Here is a 15779-nt window from a genome sequence, read left to right as displayed (position 1 = left end):
AGCCTTTATGTTATTGTCATGCCGCTCTCGTAAACATCGGAGCCGCTAATTGTTCAATGTTTCTTTCAGTTCAAATGTTCGCTACACGCGTTTACATTGCTGAAGCAATTTAGCACCGTGAGCACTTTTCGCTTCCAAATTGAACTGCCTACCCGCTGGTGTAATATTTATACTAATCACTAAGTCTGGGGATGCCAAGTATTCGCCGCCTTTTTCCGACCATTCAATAAGCGCGATAGATCCGGAGCCGAAGTAATCTCGAATTCCCATGAACTCTAGTTCTTCCGGATCGGCCAAGCGATACAGATCGAAGTGATAAATATTGACGCTATCCAACTCATAAGGTTCAACCAATGTATAGGTTGGACTTTTAACGCTACCTGAATGACCTAGAGACTGAATAAAATAACGGCTAAATGTTGTTTTCCCTGCCCCTAGGTCGCCGTCAAGATAAATAACAGCATCGGTAGGGAGCTGACTCGAAACCGCTTGCGCTAAGTCCTTGGCAAGCTGAGCGGTGTCATCTACTTCATTAGCAAAAAAAGAGGTATGCGGGTAAGACATCAACAATATTCCACAGTAATATAAAGAAACACAGTAGATGCCTGCCCGTTCAAGACAAAACCAACCTATTTAGTGGTTGATAAGCGCACGTACTGCGTCGAACAAATCACTCGCTATCATACCACGTTGACCATACAGTTGGGCAATATCATCACCTGCCTTTGCATGTAGCACTACGCCATATTTTGCTGCAATATCCGTTTCTACTCCTTGCGCAAGCAATGCGCCTAAAATTCCGCTTAGTACGTCACCGCTTCCTGCCGTGGCCATGCCTGGGTTACCGTGACGGCAAACCCAAGTTTTCTTTTCGTTATCGATAAGCGTGCCCGCCCCTTTAAGTACACAGACGGCGTGGTATCGCTGTGAGCACTGTCTTGCATAGTTAAAGCGGTCACTTTCAACATCGTCAATAGAAACACCCAGTAAGCGCGCTGCTTCACCCGCATGAGGCGTTAAGATACTGTCTGACAAGGTGTACGCTGTGGACTGCTGACACAAAAGGTTAAGCGCATCAGCATCGATAACCACAGGCTTATTTTGGTTTTGACAATGTTTCATTGTGGTTTCGAATGCTTCTTCAGCCCATTCATCTTGACCAAGACCCGGGCCAATCACCACGCAGGTCGCCCAAGCTAATGCATCTTCTAAATTGAAGTCGGTCACCATAAGTTCAGGTCTGCCTGCACTTACCTGAACCACCGACGATTCATGGGTATACACTCGCACCATACCCGCGCCACTTCGAAGGGCCGCTTCGCTGGCAAGTCGAATTGCCCCTGCAGTCCCTCGGTTTCCACCAATGCATAACAGTCGCCCGTAAGTGCCTTTGTGGCTGTTGATTTCCCGAGGACCCATCCCCTTGAAGTGATCGATATTCAGCATGGTCGCGCTAGCTTTGGCTAATGCTTGAAAGGCTTTACCTATGCCTAAATCAGCGTAAACCAGTTTGCCGCATGATTGTTTGCCCGCTCCTGTGACAAGCCCGGGCTTTATACCCACAAAGGTCACCGTTATATCAGCCTGAACACAGCGTCCTAGACTTTGACCTGTGTTAGCATCTAGTCCTGAAGGAACATCCACGCTCACCACGGGGGTCGATGACGAGTTAACGGCATCGATAACATCAGCAAACTCATTGCGTATATAACTGTTAATACCTGTACCAAGAAGCGCATCAATAACTACATCTGATTTGTCCAATAACGCCGCATCAAACCCATTAATGCTGCCACCAGCATCAAGCCAGCGCTGCTGTGCTTTACCCGCATCGCCGTCGAGAGTACGTTCAGGCTCCACCGCACATAGATGCACTTGCTTACCTGCGAGTTTTGCGTTGATGGCTGCAATGTAGCCATCGCCCGCATTATTACCTTGTCCCACCAATACTAAATAAACGTCTGAATTAGGCATTAGCTCTAAACATTGTTTAAATACCACGTCACCGGCTCTTTGCATTAAGGTGAACATATCACAGCCAGAGTCGGCGGCGGCTTGCCCTTCATTTTCCCTAACCTGATCGGCCCGAAATAGTTTGTATGATAAACTTGACGTTAATTGAGTATCTAGCATAAGCAAATGTCCGAAATTAGTTCTATCGACCTTGTTGAATTGACCAACAATATCAAGGCTTGGGGTACAGCGCTAGGCTTTCAACAGGTTGGCATCAGCGATATTGATCTACATCAGCACGAGTCACACCTACAGGAATGGTTAGACAATGGCTACCACGGTGATATGGCCTTTATGGAAAGCCATGGGATGAAGCGTGCCCGGCCAGATGAACTGGTCCCAGGTACATTGCGTGTTATCAGTGTTCGCATGAATTACTTACCTCCTGATGCCTCGTTTGCTAAGCATTTAAAAAAGCCAGAAATAGGCTATATCAGCCGCTATGCGTTAGGCCGTGACTATCACAAAGTGTTACGTAAGCGCTTAAAGCAGCTAGGCGAAAAAATAACTGCCTCTCTTGCGCATACCCAATACCGCCCGTTTGTGGATTCAGCACCAGTTCTGGAACACGCCATTGCCGAAAAAGCGGGGATTGGCTGGACCGGTAAGCACAGCCTAACACTTAATAAAGAAGCGGGCTCTTGGTTCTTCCTAGGTGAGCTTTTTATTAATTTACCGCTGCCAGTGGATGCCCCTATCGAAGAAGGCTGTGGAAGCTGCACAGCGTGTTTGACTATATGCCCTACGAGCGCGATTGTAGCCCCTTATAAAGTGGACGGTCGACGCTGTATATCATACCTCACCATTGAATCGGATAAGGACATACCCGAAGAGTTAAGACCAAAGATGGGCAATCGCATTTACGGCTGTGATGATTGTCAGCTTGTCTGTCCTTGGAATCGATTCGCCGATATCACTAGTGAAGAAGACTTTCATCCTAGGCAGGTATTGCATGGTCAAAGTCTTAATAATTTGTTTAGTTGGTCTGAAGAAACCTTTTTACGCAATACTGAAGGCTCACCTATCAGGCGTATCGGCTTTGAGAAGTGGCAGAGAAATATCGCCGTTGCTTTAGGCAATGCACCTTATAATGAAGAAAGCATTCGGCTTTTAAAAGAAAGACGGGGCTGTGTAAGCGACCTAGTAGATAGGCACATTGATTGGGCTATTGAGCAACAGCAAAGCAAGCAAAAGGCCTCTAGCGGCGACAGTAGACAGCAAGCTCGACTTATTCGCGTTGTTGAAAAAGGCTTACCCAGAGACGCATAAGATTTACGTGTAAATCTAAGCAATAAACCTAAGGTTAAAGGCTATCCCGCAGATGTTATTTGGGCTGATGCAATTTGGTTGTCCGAGTCGGTCTGAACACTGTTTTGATTTCGCTCTTGGGCACGGGTTCGATTTTGTACGCGAGCGCTTGGCAACTGTGAAGCAACAAAAGAAACATTGAGTCTCAAGCCGCGCTGTGCAACCTCAGTGGTAATAGTCGGTGAGCCAAATTGCCACCATGGTTCTCTCTCTAAGGCTTCTATAACCAAAGATAATTCGCTTTCAGAGCCATCGTACTCGCCGGTTATTTCGCAAAGCCCGTTTCCACATTTTACCGTTTCCAACACAAAGCGCTCTTTGTTAGGAGGTAAAGCAAAAAAGGTATTAAGTGACCCCTCTGTTTTCGTATAAAAGGGGTCGGGAGTGACAACTTGAACGCTAGCTTGCTCTTCATCCACAACGCTGGTGTCAGAGTTCGTTGTGGCGACTTCGTTCTTTACTAGCTTAGCAGCAGGCTTAATGACTTTAAGTTCACTGGTTTCCGTGGCACGAGAGCGCGCTAACACATTGGTTAGTCGCTCTTTCTCTGCATTGGATTCACTGAGTTGGTGTTGATAGCCAGAGAATTTATACCCCGCTACCAATGCAAACGCTATCAGCAACAACACAAGCCACGTTTTCATTCCACTTCCTTTATTGAAGTCGCTTACTTGTGATATTGCTTACTAAGGTCGTGCACCGCGTTAACAAACACGCCGGCGTTCTCAGGTGGTACGTCTAAATGAATTCCGTGCCCTAAGTTAAACACGTGACCGCTTCCTTCGCCGTAGCCTTCTAAAATAGACGCCACTTCTTGCTCAATTCTTTGCGGCTGAGCGTATAACATAGAAGGGTCCATGTTGCCTTGAAGCGCTACTTTATCGCCAATACGTGCACGGGCTTCTTTAATATCGATAGTCCAATCTAAACCTACTGCGTCACAACCTGTTGCCGCAATAGACTCAAGCCACATACCGCCGTTTTTCGTGAACAAGGTAACAGGCACTTTACGACCTTCATTTTCACGGGTTAGCCCGCTTACAATGCGTTCCATGTATTGAAGCGAGAATTCTTTATAGTCACGAGGAGACAATACGCCACCCCAGGTATCAAATACCATGACAGATTGTGCACCCGCTGCGATTTGAGCATTAAGGTACTCAGTTACTGAGTCGGCTAGTTTGGCTAACAATGCGTGCAGCGTGGCTGGCTCCGCGAATGCCATTTTTTTAATTTTGGTAAAGGCCTTACTCGAACCACCTTCGATCATATAGGTGGCTAGTGTCCAAGGGCTTCCAGAAAATCCAATTAATGGTACTTCACCTTTTAGCTCTCGGCGAATGGTGCGAACAGCATTCATTACATACTGAAGCTCACCTTCTGGATCAGGCAGACCAATTTTATCTACGTCCGCTTTGCATGTGATTGGATTTTTAAAACGTGGGCCTTCACCGGTCTCGAAGTAAAGACCTAGTCCCATTGCATCTGGGATAGTCAAAATATCAGAGAAAAGAATAGCGGCATCGAGTGGAAAGCGGCGTAAAGGCTGCAGCGTTACTTCACAGGCAAGCTCTGCATTTTTGCACAACGACATAAAGTCGCCTGCTACTGCACGGGTCGCTTTATACTCTGGAAGGTAACGCCCTGCTTGTCGCATCATCCATACAGGTGTCATATCAACCGGCTGCTTAAGTAATGCACGTAAGTAACGATCATTCTTCAACGCGGGCTTATCAACACTGGGGAAATTTTGCGACATATAACTCACCTAAATAACTGTATATATTTGAACCGCGAAGTATACCAGCATTCTGAACAAGGTGTGCTAAAACCTGTATTAAAAAGTCACTGTTTTAATAACAAATCGACGTAGTGTCGATAATTAAAGACGAACATTCCTTGCACATTGCTTAAAAAGTAACTTGCACTTAAAGTGAGTGTTTGCTATTACTATAACCGTTAAATAAAAGAAGCCCTTTATGGGACCGTGCTAAACGTATTGAAACCCTGCTTCGGCAGGGTTTTTTATTTGTCGCCGATGAGAGACACTGTTTTCTCAATTAGCTGCCCTGCGATAGACACTTTAGGCGGAATAGTCGGCAGTGCATCCACTTCAAACCATTGCGCATCATCTATCTCGTTTTCTTGGCAACGAATTTCTCCGCCATCATACTCAGCAATAAAACCTACCATAAGAGAATGAGGAAACGGCCAAGGCTGGCTGTTGTAGTAACGAAGGTTTTTAACTTTTACACCAACCTCTTCAAATACTTCTCGATGAACGGCTTGCTCTAAACTCTCCCCGCTTTCAACAAAGCCGGCAAGGGTCGAATACATATTAGACTCTTTGTGGCGAACTCCTTTCGCTAATAGTATTTTCTCATTGTTGTGAATAGAAACGATAATACATGGGGACACCCTTGGATAGGTGCGATGCTGACAGCGGTAACACTGCATAGCCATCTCCCAATCTACACGCTCGGTTTTCGCACCACACTGGCCACAAAACTGGTGTGTCCGCAAAAAATGAATGTATTGCCATGCTCTACCAATAACAGAAAAAGCAATATCGTATTCAGCAAAAAGAAGTTGTCTAAGTGATACTTTTTCCCAGCCGGGTTCCTCTACATGTTCAGCGCCTAAATCTACAACGAAGACAGGTAATTCTCTGTGTGCAGTTTCGTTTAGTGGCGGAAGTTGATGTATTTCATTTACGTATGACGCTAGGAAAGGAATTTCACTCAGATAAGCAACGGGAATAGACTCAGATGATTCTTGTACTAGAACTTTTCCACGACTAAAAACCACCCACATTGCCTGCTGGGAGGTCAACTTCCCTTCATCTAATTTAATCATCATATAGTGTTACTCCTACGCTTCTGTACCTCATAATACACTAGGGCTGATAAAGGTTACTGTACATTCAGCTCAAAATTTGTAAATTCAAGGCCAATAACTCGTTCACTAGGCGTTAGTCTGCCTTAGCACTATGTTTTTACTGCAAACTTTTTCGTGCAAAATTTGTGTCGCTAGTGCACGGTGTTATACTGAAACTTATTGTCGCTAAACGGGTAGCACATACAATGTTGCAACAGTTGGAAAGCGTAAAATCTAAATGGGGTGGCAAAAGTCAGGTCATAGACCGTTGGCTATTAGATAGGCAAGCCTTATTAGTCTCGTACTGTGAACTTGCCGGCATTAACAACCATAGCGAATGTTTGCCCGATGCCGATGAAATAGCAAACTTTTGTGGTGCTTTACTCGATTATCTTTCTGCAGGACATTTCGAAGTTTTCGATATTTTAGTTGAAAGCGACAGCGAAGGTATAAAACTGCGTGATAAACTTTACCCCAGATTGACAAAAACCACTGACGCCGCACTTGAATTCAATGATACGTTTGCGCAAGCAGTGACGCCAGAGCAGGCTGCAGGCTTTGATTCTGCCTTAGCTAAGCTTGGAGAAACATTAGAAGAGCGTTTTGCCTTGGAAGATGAGTTAATTGCTCACGTTCACACAAACAAACGTGATCCAGAAGTAGCGCTTTAATATAACAATGAAAGTCGAGTTTACGGTTATCATCAATGAACAAAACCACACTTATTCATAAGGCACGCGCGTATTGTGAACAGCGCGGCGCTAGATTTACACCGCTTAGAGAAAAGGTGTACGAGATTCTTGTATCAAAGCACGGCCCCATGGGTGCTTATGAACTACTCGACTCATTAAAAGAAACAGAATCCAGTGCAAAACCTGCCACTGTGTATCGCGCTTTGGATTTTCTTCTCGATTTTGGTTTCATTCATCGCTTAGAGTCTACCAATGCGTTCGTAGCCTGTTACCATTTTGGATGTAACCACCCCGTTCAGTTCTTAATTTGTGACAGCTGCGGTGATGTTGCTGAGATTCAATCTGAAGGTCTTCAAGATACCCTCGATAATCAAGCCAAACAACACGGTTTTAAAGTTTCAAAACAAACCATTGAGGCCCATGGATTATGTGCCGACTGTCAACAAACCGAAGAGCACACTGCCCAGGAGAGTGTACATGAATGCTGATTTTGTGAACCCTTTTATTGCCGGCCTGCTCAACGTGCTAGAGACCATGGCACAAACAAAGTTGACCCCGGGCAAGCCCAAACGCAAGCAAAGCGATATCGCTAAAGGTGACGTTTCTGGCTTGATAGGCATGGTAGGTCCCGATGTTCGTGGCTCTATGTCTATCACGTTTGATGAATCACTTGCCCTTACTATTATGGAGCGAATGGTTGGAGAGCGCCCCGAAAAACTCGATGCTGAAGTGGGTGATATGGTTGGTGAAGTTACCAATATGATTTGCGGAAACGCAAAACGAGATCTTGCAGAACGCGGGTTCGAGTTCGGAATGGCGACACCTATCGTAGTATCGGGAAAGCAACACACTATCAGCCATCAGGTCGATGGCGCTAAAATTATTCTGCCCTTCATGTGCGATGAAGGTTTAGCGCACTTGGAAATCTGTTTTGACAAATAATTTCTGGCACTCTGAAAAAATTACACTCGACAGTTACCCCAGAGGATTTCACCTGATAACCGACCAGGTGGAATCTGCGCTACCGAATATTCGCCATGTTGAAGTTGGGCTGCTACACCTATGGCTTCAGCATACCAGCGCAAGCTTAACGATAAACGAAAATGCCGACCCTACAGTGAGGCATGATATGGAAGCTTTCTTCAACCATAGTGTAAAAGAAGAACTTTCTTTTTTCAGGCATACTTATGAAGGTAAAGATGATATGCCTGCTCACTTAAAATCGAGTATACTAGGCTGTCAACTTACCATTCCTGTCCAACAAGGCAAACTTGCACTTGGTACGTGGCAGGGTATCATGCTCGGTGAACACCGAGATCATGGTGGAAGACGAACAATTATTGCCACATTACAAGGGATCGCAGCCTAACCCATATTATAAATGGCACAATTTGTGCTAGCGTATATCGCTAAGCACAACACAAAATTATCTAAAATCGATAATCACTCAACGTTAAACAGGATGTGACTATGAAACAACACTTTAAAATGGCAGCGCTATCTCTAGCTGTACTTTCATCTACCAGTGCATTTGCTCAAGACTCTTCTGAGCCAGAGTACAAAAGCTGGTTTGGTATTTCGGGCATGCATTACAATACTGACGAATCACGCCCTCTTTCTCTTACCGAAGGTGAAGTATACGACGACGGTTTAGGTGCAACGTTCGAATACGGATTCCGTTTCACTCAAAGCTGGGCTGCCCGTGTAGAATTCACGAAATTGTCTGTAGACTTCCGTGACGGCGGCGACGACAGCGGCGAAATGACTGGCGTAGACGCGCTATACTTTATGCCGGATGACGCATGGTTTGTTTTTGGTGGTGTTAAGCGCCAATCAGTTGGTGACTCTACAACACTTGGTAACATTGGTATCGGTAAACACTGGAAAGTTGGTGAGACAGCTCGCCTAATCACAGAGATTGCTACGTATCACGATTTCGGTGAAAGCTATAACGACTTCAGTGTAAAAGTTGGTCTTGCGATTCCATTTGGCAAGAGCACTCCTTCTGCTCCTAAAGACAGCGACAACGATGGCGTTGTAGATGGCAAAGATCAGTGCCCAATGACTCCAGCTGGCGTTCGCGTTGATGCGACTGGCTGTAGCGTTGATAACGACAACGATGGCGTTCTAAACAGTGTTGACCAGTGTCCTAACACTCCAGCTGGCACTAAAGTAGATGCAACTGGTTGTGCAATTAAAGACGCTGACAACGATGGCGTTGTAGACAGCAAAGACATGTGCCCTGATACACCAGCTGGCGTAAAAGTAGACGCTAAAGGTTGTACAGTATTTGACGAAGAGACAGTAGAAATCACACTACGCGTTCTATTCGACAACGAAAGCGCTGTTGTTAAAATGCCTAAAGATCCAGAAATCTCTGAATTTGCTGAGTTCATGAAGCAGTATCCTTCAACAACTGCAGTAGTAGAAGGTCACACTTCTGCACCAGGTTCTGAAGCGTACAACATGGACCTTTCTAAGCGTCGTGCTGCTAACTTCAAAGAAGTAATGGTAGACATGTACGGTATCGACAGCTCTCGCCTAGAGACTATCGGTTACGGCGAAACTCAGCTTCTAGACGAAGGCAATAACGCTGAAGCACACCGTGTTAACCGTCGCATTTCAGTGACAGTTAAAGACACAGTGAAAGTAGCTGAAGAAAAGTAATTCATATTATATGAATTGAAGAAGGCGCCGAAAGGCGCCTTTTTTGTATCTATCGACCCGCCCTAAATAGCGTTTTGCAGAAACGAATGCAGCACGCTATTCAACCACAGCTTGGAAATTAGTTAGACAATTAACTCGACCAAAGATAGGGCGTTAGTACTCATCTGCAATGGCTGGGCCTGCATAGTTATCAAAACGAGAAAACTGGCCCTGGAAGGTAAGTCGGCAGGTACCAATTGGACCGTTACGCTGCTTACCAATAATGATTTCTGCAATGCCTTTATATTCACTGTTTTCGTGATAAACCTCATCACGATAGATAAACATGATAAGGTCGGCATCCTGCTCGATTGAACCAGATTCACGAAGGTCAGAGTTAACTGGGCGTTTATCGGCACGTTGTTCTAGCGTACGGTTAAGCTGCGACAGTGCAACTACGGGCACTTCCAGTTCTTTAGCCAGCGCTTTTAATGACCGTGATATTTCAGCAATTTCTAATGTACGGTTATCGCTTAGCGACGGTACTCGCATTAGCTGAAGATAATCCACCATGATAAGGCTTATCCCGCCGCGCTCCCGCGCGAGTTTACGGGCTCTGCTTCGCACATCCATAGGTGTTAGACCCGAAGAGTCATCAACGAACAGGCTATCTTTATCTTTAAGCATAGCCATAGTGTTAGATATACGCGCCCAGTCCTCATCGTCTAACTGAGCGGTACGAATCTTCGTTTGATCAACACGGCTTAATGACGCCAACATACGCATCATGATTTGTTCAGATGGCATCTCAAGACTGAAAACCAGTACTGGCTTTTCTTCTGCCATCATGGCGTTTTCAATCAAGTTCATTGCAAAGGTGGTTTTACCCATTGATGGACGCGCCGCCACGATTATAAGGTCCGACGGCTGCATACCACTGGTCATTTTATCTAGGTCGGTAAAGCCCGTTGTAACACCCGTTACTTCTTTATTGGTTTTTACCAGCTCTTCTAGACGGTCGATGGTCTTACCTAGGACAGACTCGACATCGCGAGGGCCTTCGTTTTCACCGGTTCTTCGCTCTGCTATTTCAAAGACTTTACTTTCAGCAAGGTCGAGAATATCTGCGCTGTCACGGCCTTCAGGGTTATAGCCTACTTCAGCAATTTCGTGCGCAACACCGATAAGTTCACGGGTAATAGCACGCTCGCTAATAATTTGCGCATAAGAGACTACGTTTGCAGAACTTGGGGTATTTTTCGCTAGCTCGCCGAGATAAGCAAAACCACCTGCATCTTCTAGTTCATCGTGCTTTTCAAGCTCTTCTGATACGGTAATAAGATCTATCGGCTGACTGCTATTAAGCAATCGCGTGATAGCACGAAAGATTATTTGGTGTGAACGATTGTAAAAGTCGTTATCGGTAACAAGTTCCGCGACCTTATCCCAGCTTTCGGGGTCGATAAGCATGCTGCCTAAAACAGACTGCTCGGCCTCAATGCTATGAGGGGGAACCTTCAATTTATCAACATTTTTATCGTTGTTAGACGCAGACGCCACAAGTAAAGCCTATTCCAATGCACAAAAGTCAGTTGGATATTATGCGCTTTTAACGCACATCTCTCAACAAAGGAAGCAGGTCTTTTATCACGAGAGCCTAAAAAGGCCGCTTAAGCTAAAGTGTTTTTTCTAGCTTCAAAAAGGTGCCATCTATCAAGGTGTAAGTGTTGATATTTTCTTGAAAAACTAGTGTCGACCCCATGGTTGCGTTGTTATCTGAACAAGCCAAACTCACTTGGGTGATGTTGTCATCACTGAAGTCTAGTGACGAGGGCGATGCGCCAAAAGTAGCGAGAAAGTCACTTCCACTCAACTCTTTGGATGTATAAATAGGCGACTCGCAAAAGGCTTGATCAAGTTTCGCCTTCTCTTTCTCGTAGGTTACAGAACGCCCAAGAAACTGCTCTGATTCAGCAGTTGAGTGAGCGGTAATGCCTACGTTGTAAGCTTTAGTAACAACCCAGGTTCCTTCGTAATAAGCGGGCTCTTGAACAGCACAACCTAAGGTTAGCGCACATATCCCAAACGCACCGATAATTAGGCTATGAAATCGCCAAAACCTTTTGACGTGTCCAACAATACTCAATTTACTCTCCGTACATAAAATTTATTAAAATCAGGTAGTTTAACGTAAAAGCTATATAAAAAGTTCACTTGAAGCCACTTGAGTATAGAGTTTTAAACTTTCCCTATAGTTCTAACTAAGCGTCGAAATATCAACATTTAGCGACTAAACAAAAAAAGCTGCGTTTATACGCAGCTTTTCTATCACCACCACATACGCTAATTAATAAATGTGGTCTAAATTGCTTTTTTCAAGCTAAAGTCCCTATCAAGCTTACTATAGCTTATTCATTTTCGATCTATTTCTATACGCCCGTGTACCGTTGAAATATCGACGCTCGCAGCACCACCATTGTGTATAAAGCGCAACCAGCTTCCAGGCCCATACTTTGGCTTTTGTGCTTTTTCGCCGCTAATATTATTCACAATATTTCCACCTGCATGTGTCTCTATATCAAACTGGGCTGATACTTCATCTTGAAAAATAAACTCCATCGCACCACCAACCGAATTAGCTTTAATACTGCCATTCGCATTCAGCCCCAATTTAGCAAAAGTACGACCGTTAACGGTATTTATCTGCAGGCTATCAATATTTTGCAACGATAGCTCAATACGTCCATTCACTGTCTCAACGGATACATCAGGGCTGCTCGATGCGATATCAAGCTTTCCATTTACTGCTGTAAAACTCACAGGCGTAGTGCCTTCGTGAGTAGCTTCTATATCGCCGTTAACCGTGCCAGCTTCTAACCGGCCTTTAACGTTCTTTAATAGAATATCGCCATTCACAGATTCAACCTCTACGCGCTCACCAATGTTTTCTAATGTCACATTGCCGTTAACGACCTCTACATCTACCGCTTTTGTTATTCCTTCAGCTTTAACGTCTGCGTTGACTGCGGTGTAATGAAGAACGCTTGCCGATGGCACGTAAATAGTTAGATCATCACCATCTCGACTCTTCTGATACCAACTCTTTGAGTGGTGCTCCACCTCTACGTGAATAACAACAACATCGCCGCGCTTTTCGAAAATAAATTCTTCGGTCTGGTCGCCGAGCTCTCCTGTTACCCGAACCTGAGCTTTATCCCAGACACGGATATCAGCCTTTCCATCAATATGTTCAATATCAATTTTAGGAGAGGATGAGGTATCGATGGTTTTATCAACTTTTTCGCCCGCGAATGCGGCAGTAGCGATGCTTAATAATGCTGTAGTTAGTAAAGCTTTAACCCCGTTAGATGAGCTGAACGTGTGCGTTAACTTATCCGATATTGTGTTTTTCATATTTGTATTCATTTGAAGCCCTTATTAAATTTGCTGCCACTTTGGCGCGTGCACTCGCTCAATTAAGGCAATTTGCTGTTGATATACGTGATGCAGCATTTTTATCAATGCTGAGTTGTCTGGATCGTCTTTTAACGCCGCCTTAATAACATCTGCGGCATCATCTAATTCTTTCAGCTGTTCCTGCCAGTCTTGGGTTAGCGCAGGAGTACTTTCATAACTTGCTAGCAGGCTGTTAACCTGCTTTTGCTGTTGGCTGCTCATTGCATCAATCAACGCGTATCCACTGCTTCGACTTTCATCGCTTTTGAAAGCAAAGGGAGCAGCAAACCACAAGACAGTGACCAAGCAAACACTGGCAGCTATAGCCATCCATTGACTTGAAGTTACCCTAGAAGGCGAGGTCTCTTCATTTGAAGCATCGCCCTGTTGAGACGCTATGCCTAGCTCAATTCCACGCCATAGATCCCGTTCTGGATATTTCTCTTTCGCTAACCCAGACACATGCTGAGCAAGCTTGTCATCAAAATCACTCATCATCGACTCCCATAAAATCTTTCAATAATTGCTTAGCACGAAAAAATTGCGCTTTGCTTGAGCCCACAGCCATGTTCAACATGTTGGCAATATCTTCGTGGCGGTATCCTTCAAGTGCATGGAGTACAAAAACCATTCTGGCACGCTCTGGTAGGCGAATAATCAATGCTTCTAAATCCACATCGGTACTATTCTCTTGAGCCGGCATTTCACTAATGCCGCTATTTTCCAAGTTAAACATGCGCTGCACCCAGCCTTTCTGTTTGCGCATGTAAGAGATGGTAATGTTTGCCGTTACGCTATGTAGCCACGTAGAAAACTGGCTTTGCCCGTCGAAATTATCGAGCTTTTTCCACAGCTGAATAAAGACTTCCTGAGACGCATCTTCTGCCATTCCTTTTTCACCAGTAAGCCGATAACACAGTGCGTAGACTCGGCCAACATATTCGTCGTAAAGAGCTCTAAACGCTTGTTTGTCGCCCTCTTTCGCCTTACATATAAGCTCGTGTTCGCCTTTGTTACCAAACACCACATTGGCGTGTACAACACGTTGTTGTGTGTGTTCCATTCTTTTCTCTTTGTTATTTGTGATGCTGATTAGCAAAATACCAATCCGCATAGATAATTGCCCTCTCAGAAGGTGCTGGCAAGTTTACTAGCAAAGCGTGGGAATGCAGGAATGGCTGTTCCCTTTCAAATTCCCAGAATGCAGCTAGGAAGCTTGCCAGACCTTCCCGAAGGGCGAGTTTAAAATGTCCGTACTCTTTGTTGTGTCACCTTGGTGTAGAACCACTATACCTGCGGTAACACGCCGCGATTACGAACATTTTAACTCTCGCTGAGTGGGTAATTATCTATGCGGACTGGTATAAGCACTTGTTAGTGTTATAAGGTTAGTCGTACCCTATAGTAGAAAGGTTTAAATACACAAAAATATTTTTTGGAGTTGCCATGTCTGCCACCTTTACTGTTAACGCTTTGTTTGCTGGAAAACCTCAGCCACTTGGGCCTCGTGGGGCACCAAGTAGCATTGTTAAAACCTCCGTCGAAAAGTTAACGGTACATACGGACAGAACCGATGAAGACGAGCAGGCCAACAAACGCCTTCACGGTGGACCGGAAAAAGTGCTGCATCAGTTCAATCCGACCAACTACCTGACATTAAGAAAACACTTTCCTGAAGGCGAATTCTCGCTAGGCAGTATTGGCGAAAACATCAGTGTAGAAGGCATGGACGATGCCACTGTTTATATCGGAGATATCTGGAAGTTCGGCGATGTAGAGCTGCAAGTAAGTGCACCGCGTGCCCCTTGCAATAAAATATCCCACCGCTTTGGCATCCCCAACTTAGATAGATTTGTTGGAGAGCGAGGCATTACTGGCTGGTACTACCGAGTTATTAAAACCGGTACCATTAACGTTGGCGACGAAGTAACACTGCTGCACCGTGAGGACGATACCGTTAATGTCCACACCTTAATGCAATGTGCCCATACGAAAGCCGACAAAGCACTTGCTCAAAAGCTAGCTAAGCTGGAACCGCTTGATGATGAGTGGCGTGGAAAATGCCAAAAGATTGCAGGTAAAGTTGCGGATAAATAGAATAATTTGAGTAGATAGCTTTGCCGTCTCCCTCTTGAAAAAGAGGTGATTCATTGTAAAAAAACGGAGAAACTTCATTTTCTAGGCGGCGAAGTATGGGAGGCAATTTTGATGGCGTATTTACATAAACCCAAAGTGCACACCGTTTTGAGTTACAGGAAATGTAATAACCCACCTCTTCTTCAGCGTACGGCTTGAAAATTTGATTGAGTGCGTTATGCATTGAAGCGTATTGATAACTCTCGGAATCAGAAAGCAGGTACTCCATATTCGCCCTGCAACTGTCAATGCAGCTTTTATAAGGCGCTGAGAGTTGAGCAGGCCGCTCATTTATCAAGTATGCCCAAACCCCGATATAACCGCAAAGAACAATAGATAAAGCAATAAAAGCACTACTTCTTAGTTCAGACACCTTCAATCCTTGAAAATAACACCAGATCTCATTTGACTAAAGAATAACCACAATGGCAAGTTTGGGCAAGTTAGTTAGTGTTAAGACCCGAATGATAGACAACGGTTAAAAAGACACCTTCTCACCTTCATTTAAAATTACCCCAGGCATAGCGGGGTCTAGTTGCTTTTTCATTTTCATCAGTCGAATAACGCAGAAAGCGCGTACTATCGTCACAAATAGAGAAGTTGCAAATGATAATTATTATTAATAATATAAACTAAAATTTATTTCTTAAG

At 44.7% G+C, this 15779-nt stretch carries 17 protein-coding genes; 7 read left to right on the top strand and 10 right to left on the bottom strand.

Translation table 11 applies throughout. From position 1 onward, the window contains the following. Positions 1-81 precede the first annotated feature (81 nt). Together tsaE and ACYTPF_RS11705 are read right to left on the bottom strand one after the other, a co-directional pair. Positions 82-564 carry a tRNA (adenosine(37)-N6)-threonylcarbamoyltransferase complex ATPase subunit type 1 TsaE gene (gene tsaE / locus ACYTPF_RS11710; RefSeq protein ID WP_461852308.1) on the bottom strand — a complete coding sequence of 161 codons (483 nt, stop codon included), beginning with the start codon at positions 562-564 and terminating at the stop codon, positions 82-84. Between the two features lie 69 nt (positions 565-633). Further along, a complete protein-coding gene (locus ACYTPF_RS11705) occupies positions 634-2133 on the bottom strand; it encodes an NAD(P)H-hydrate dehydratase (protein ID WP_179984848.1) in 1500 nt (499 codons plus the stop codon). 6 nt (positions 2134-2139) lie between these two features. Between ACYTPF_RS11705 and queG the strand changes: the two genes are divergently transcribed. Further along, positions 2140-3282 (top strand): tRNA epoxyqueuosine(34) reductase QueG, encoded by a 1143-nt coding sequence (queG, locus tag ACYTPF_RS11700; protein WP_179984849.1) that lies wholly within the window; start codon positions 2140-2142, stop codon positions 3280-3282. A gap of 41 nt (positions 3283-3323) precedes the next feature. On the opposite strand, the gene ACYTPF_RS11695 is transcribed toward queG, so the two are convergent. From ACYTPF_RS11695 to nudC, 3 genes are all read right to left on the bottom strand, one after another. Next, complete coding sequence (locus ACYTPF_RS11695) at positions 3324-3965, bottom strand: hypothetical protein (RefSeq protein ID WP_461852307.1); 642 nt, start codon at positions 3963-3965, stop codon at positions 3324-3326. A 23-nt stretch (positions 3966-3988) separates the two neighbouring features. Next, positions 3989-5080: a uroporphyrinogen decarboxylase gene (gene hemE, locus ACYTPF_RS11690; protein WP_179984851.1), complete on the bottom strand. Its 1092-nt coding sequence runs from the start codon at positions 5078-5080 to the stop codon at positions 3989-3991. A 266-nt stretch (positions 5081-5346) separates the two neighbouring features. After that, complete coding sequence (gene nudC, locus ACYTPF_RS11685) at positions 5347-6180, bottom strand: NAD(+) diphosphatase (protein ID WP_179984852.1); 834 nt, start codon at positions 6178-6180, stop codon at positions 5347-5349. A 224-nt stretch (positions 6181-6404) separates the two neighbouring features. On the opposite strand from nudC, the gene rsd reads away from it, so the two are divergent. From rsd to ACYTPF_RS11660, 5 genes are all read left to right on the top strand, one after another. Continuing rightward, complete coding sequence (rsd, locus tag ACYTPF_RS11680; protein WP_179984853.1) at positions 6405-6869, top strand: sigma D regulator; 465 nt, start codon at positions 6405-6407, stop codon at positions 6867-6869. A gap of 35 nt (positions 6870-6904) precedes the next feature. Next, a complete protein-coding gene (locus tag ACYTPF_RS11675; RefSeq protein WP_118491580.1) occupies positions 6905-7378 on the top strand; it encodes a transcriptional repressor in 474 nt (157 codons plus the stop codon). Beyond that, positions 7368-7832, top strand: coding sequence for a chemotaxis protein CheX (locus ACYTPF_RS11670; RefSeq protein ID WP_118491578.1), 465 nt, complete (start codon positions 7368-7370; stop codon positions 7830-7832). The genes ACYTPF_RS11675 and ACYTPF_RS11670 overlap by 11 nt, the downstream gene beginning before the upstream one ends. Then, complete coding sequence (locus tag ACYTPF_RS11665) at positions 7822-8259, top strand: secondary thiamine-phosphate synthase enzyme YjbQ (protein ID WP_269918476.1); 438 nt, start codon at positions 7822-7824, stop codon at positions 8257-8259. Before ACYTPF_RS11670 ends, ACYTPF_RS11665 begins: the two co-directional genes overlap by 11 nt. A gap of 101 nt (positions 8260-8360) precedes the next feature. Then, a complete protein-coding gene (locus ACYTPF_RS11660) occupies positions 8361-9557 on the top strand; it encodes an OmpA family protein (protein WP_179984855.1) in 1197 nt (398 codons plus the stop codon). 153 nt (positions 9558-9710) lie between these two features. On the opposite strand, the gene dnaB is transcribed toward ACYTPF_RS11660, so the two are convergent. The 5 genes from dnaB to ACYTPF_RS11635 form a co-directional block, all read right to left on the bottom strand. Further along, positions 9711-11096 carry a replicative DNA helicase gene (gene dnaB / locus ACYTPF_RS11655; RefSeq protein ID WP_118491572.1) on the bottom strand — a complete coding sequence of 462 codons (1386 nt, stop codon included), beginning with the start codon at positions 11094-11096 and terminating at the stop codon, positions 9711-9713. A 115-nt stretch (positions 11097-11211) separates the two neighbouring features. Next, complete coding sequence (locus ACYTPF_RS11650) at positions 11212-11682, bottom strand: hypothetical protein (RefSeq protein WP_179984857.1); 471 nt, start codon at positions 11680-11682, stop codon at positions 11212-11214. A 266-nt stretch (positions 11683-11948) separates the two neighbouring features. Continuing rightward, positions 11949-12962, bottom strand: coding sequence for a DUF4097 family beta strand repeat-containing protein (locus tag ACYTPF_RS11645; protein ID WP_461852306.1), 1014 nt, complete (start codon positions 12960-12962; stop codon positions 11949-11951). A gap of 12 nt (positions 12963-12974) precedes the next feature. Beyond that, positions 12975-13487 (bottom strand): hypothetical protein, encoded by a 513-nt coding sequence (locus ACYTPF_RS11640; protein ID WP_269918473.1) that lies wholly within the window; start codon positions 13485-13487, stop codon positions 12975-12977. Next, positions 13480-14055, bottom strand: coding sequence for an RNA polymerase sigma factor (locus ACYTPF_RS11635; protein ID WP_179984859.1), 576 nt, complete (start codon positions 14053-14055; stop codon positions 13480-13482). The genes ACYTPF_RS11640 and ACYTPF_RS11635 overlap by 8 nt, the downstream gene beginning before the upstream one ends. Positions 14056-14438: 383 nt before the next feature. On the opposite strand from ACYTPF_RS11635, the gene ACYTPF_RS11630 reads away from it, so the two are divergent. Further along, positions 14439-15089, top strand: coding sequence for an MOSC domain-containing protein (locus ACYTPF_RS11630; protein ID WP_179984860.1), 651 nt, complete (start codon positions 14439-14441; stop codon positions 15087-15089). Positions 15090-15779 lie beyond the last annotated feature (690 nt).

It is taken from the genome of Alteromonas sp. HB246098, from assembly GCF_054890645.1.
Note: the sequence above shows the minus strand (reverse complement) of the source record. Positions and strands in the feature narration are given on the sequence as shown.

What these genes read in the sequence shown, in the direction of transcription:
- ACYTPF_RS11705 (WP_179984848.1), bottom strand. Translation starts at nt 2,133, where the DNA reads ATGCTAGATACTCAATTAACGTCAAGTTTATCATACAAACTATTTCGG.
- ACYTPF_RS11670 (WP_118491578.1), top strand. Translation starts at nt 7,368, where the DNA reads ATGAATGCTGATTTTGTGAACCCTTTTATTGCCGGCCTGCTCAACGTG.
- ACYTPF_RS11645 (WP_461852306.1), bottom strand. Translation starts at nt 12,962, where the DNA reads ATGAATACAAATATGAAAAACACAATATCGGATAAGTTAACGCACACG.
- nudC (WP_179984852.1), bottom strand. Translation starts at nt 6,180, where the DNA reads ATGATGATTAAATTAGATGAAGGGAAGTTGACCTCCCAGCAGGCAATG.
- hemE (WP_179984851.1), bottom strand. Translation starts at nt 5,080, where the DNA reads ATGTCGCAAAATTTCCCCAGTGTTGATAAGCCCGCGTTGAAGAATGAT.
- ACYTPF_RS11635 (WP_179984859.1), bottom strand. Translation starts at nt 14,055, where the DNA reads ATGGAACACACACAACAACGTGTTGTACACGCCAATGTGGTGTTTGGT.
- ACYTPF_RS11675 (WP_118491580.1), top strand. Translation starts at nt 6,905, where the DNA reads ATGAACAAAACCACACTTATTCATAAGGCACGCGCGTATTGTGAACAG.
- ACYTPF_RS11660 (WP_179984855.1), top strand. Translation starts at nt 8,361, where the DNA reads ATGAAACAACACTTTAAAATGGCAGCGCTATCTCTAGCTGTACTTTCA.
- ACYTPF_RS11630 (WP_179984860.1), top strand. Translation starts at nt 14,439, where the DNA reads ATGTCTGCCACCTTTACTGTTAACGCTTTGTTTGCTGGAAAACCTCAG.
- rsd (WP_179984853.1), top strand. Translation starts at nt 6,405, where the DNA reads ATGTTGCAACAGTTGGAAAGCGTAAAATCTAAATGGGGTGGCAAAAGT.
- ACYTPF_RS11695 (WP_461852307.1), bottom strand. Translation starts at nt 3,965, where the DNA reads ATGAAAACGTGGCTTGTGTTGTTGCTGATAGCGTTTGCATTGGTAGCG.
- queG (WP_179984849.1), top strand. Translation starts at nt 2,140, where the DNA reads ATGTCCGAAATTAGTTCTATCGACCTTGTTGAATTGACCAACAATATC.
- ACYTPF_RS11640 (WP_269918473.1), bottom strand. Translation starts at nt 13,487, where the DNA reads ATGAGTGATTTTGATGACAAGCTTGCTCAGCATGTGTCTGGGTTAGCG.
- tsaE (WP_461852308.1), bottom strand. Translation starts at nt 564, where the DNA reads ATGTCTTACCCGCATACCTCTTTTTTTGCTAATGAAGTAGATGACACC.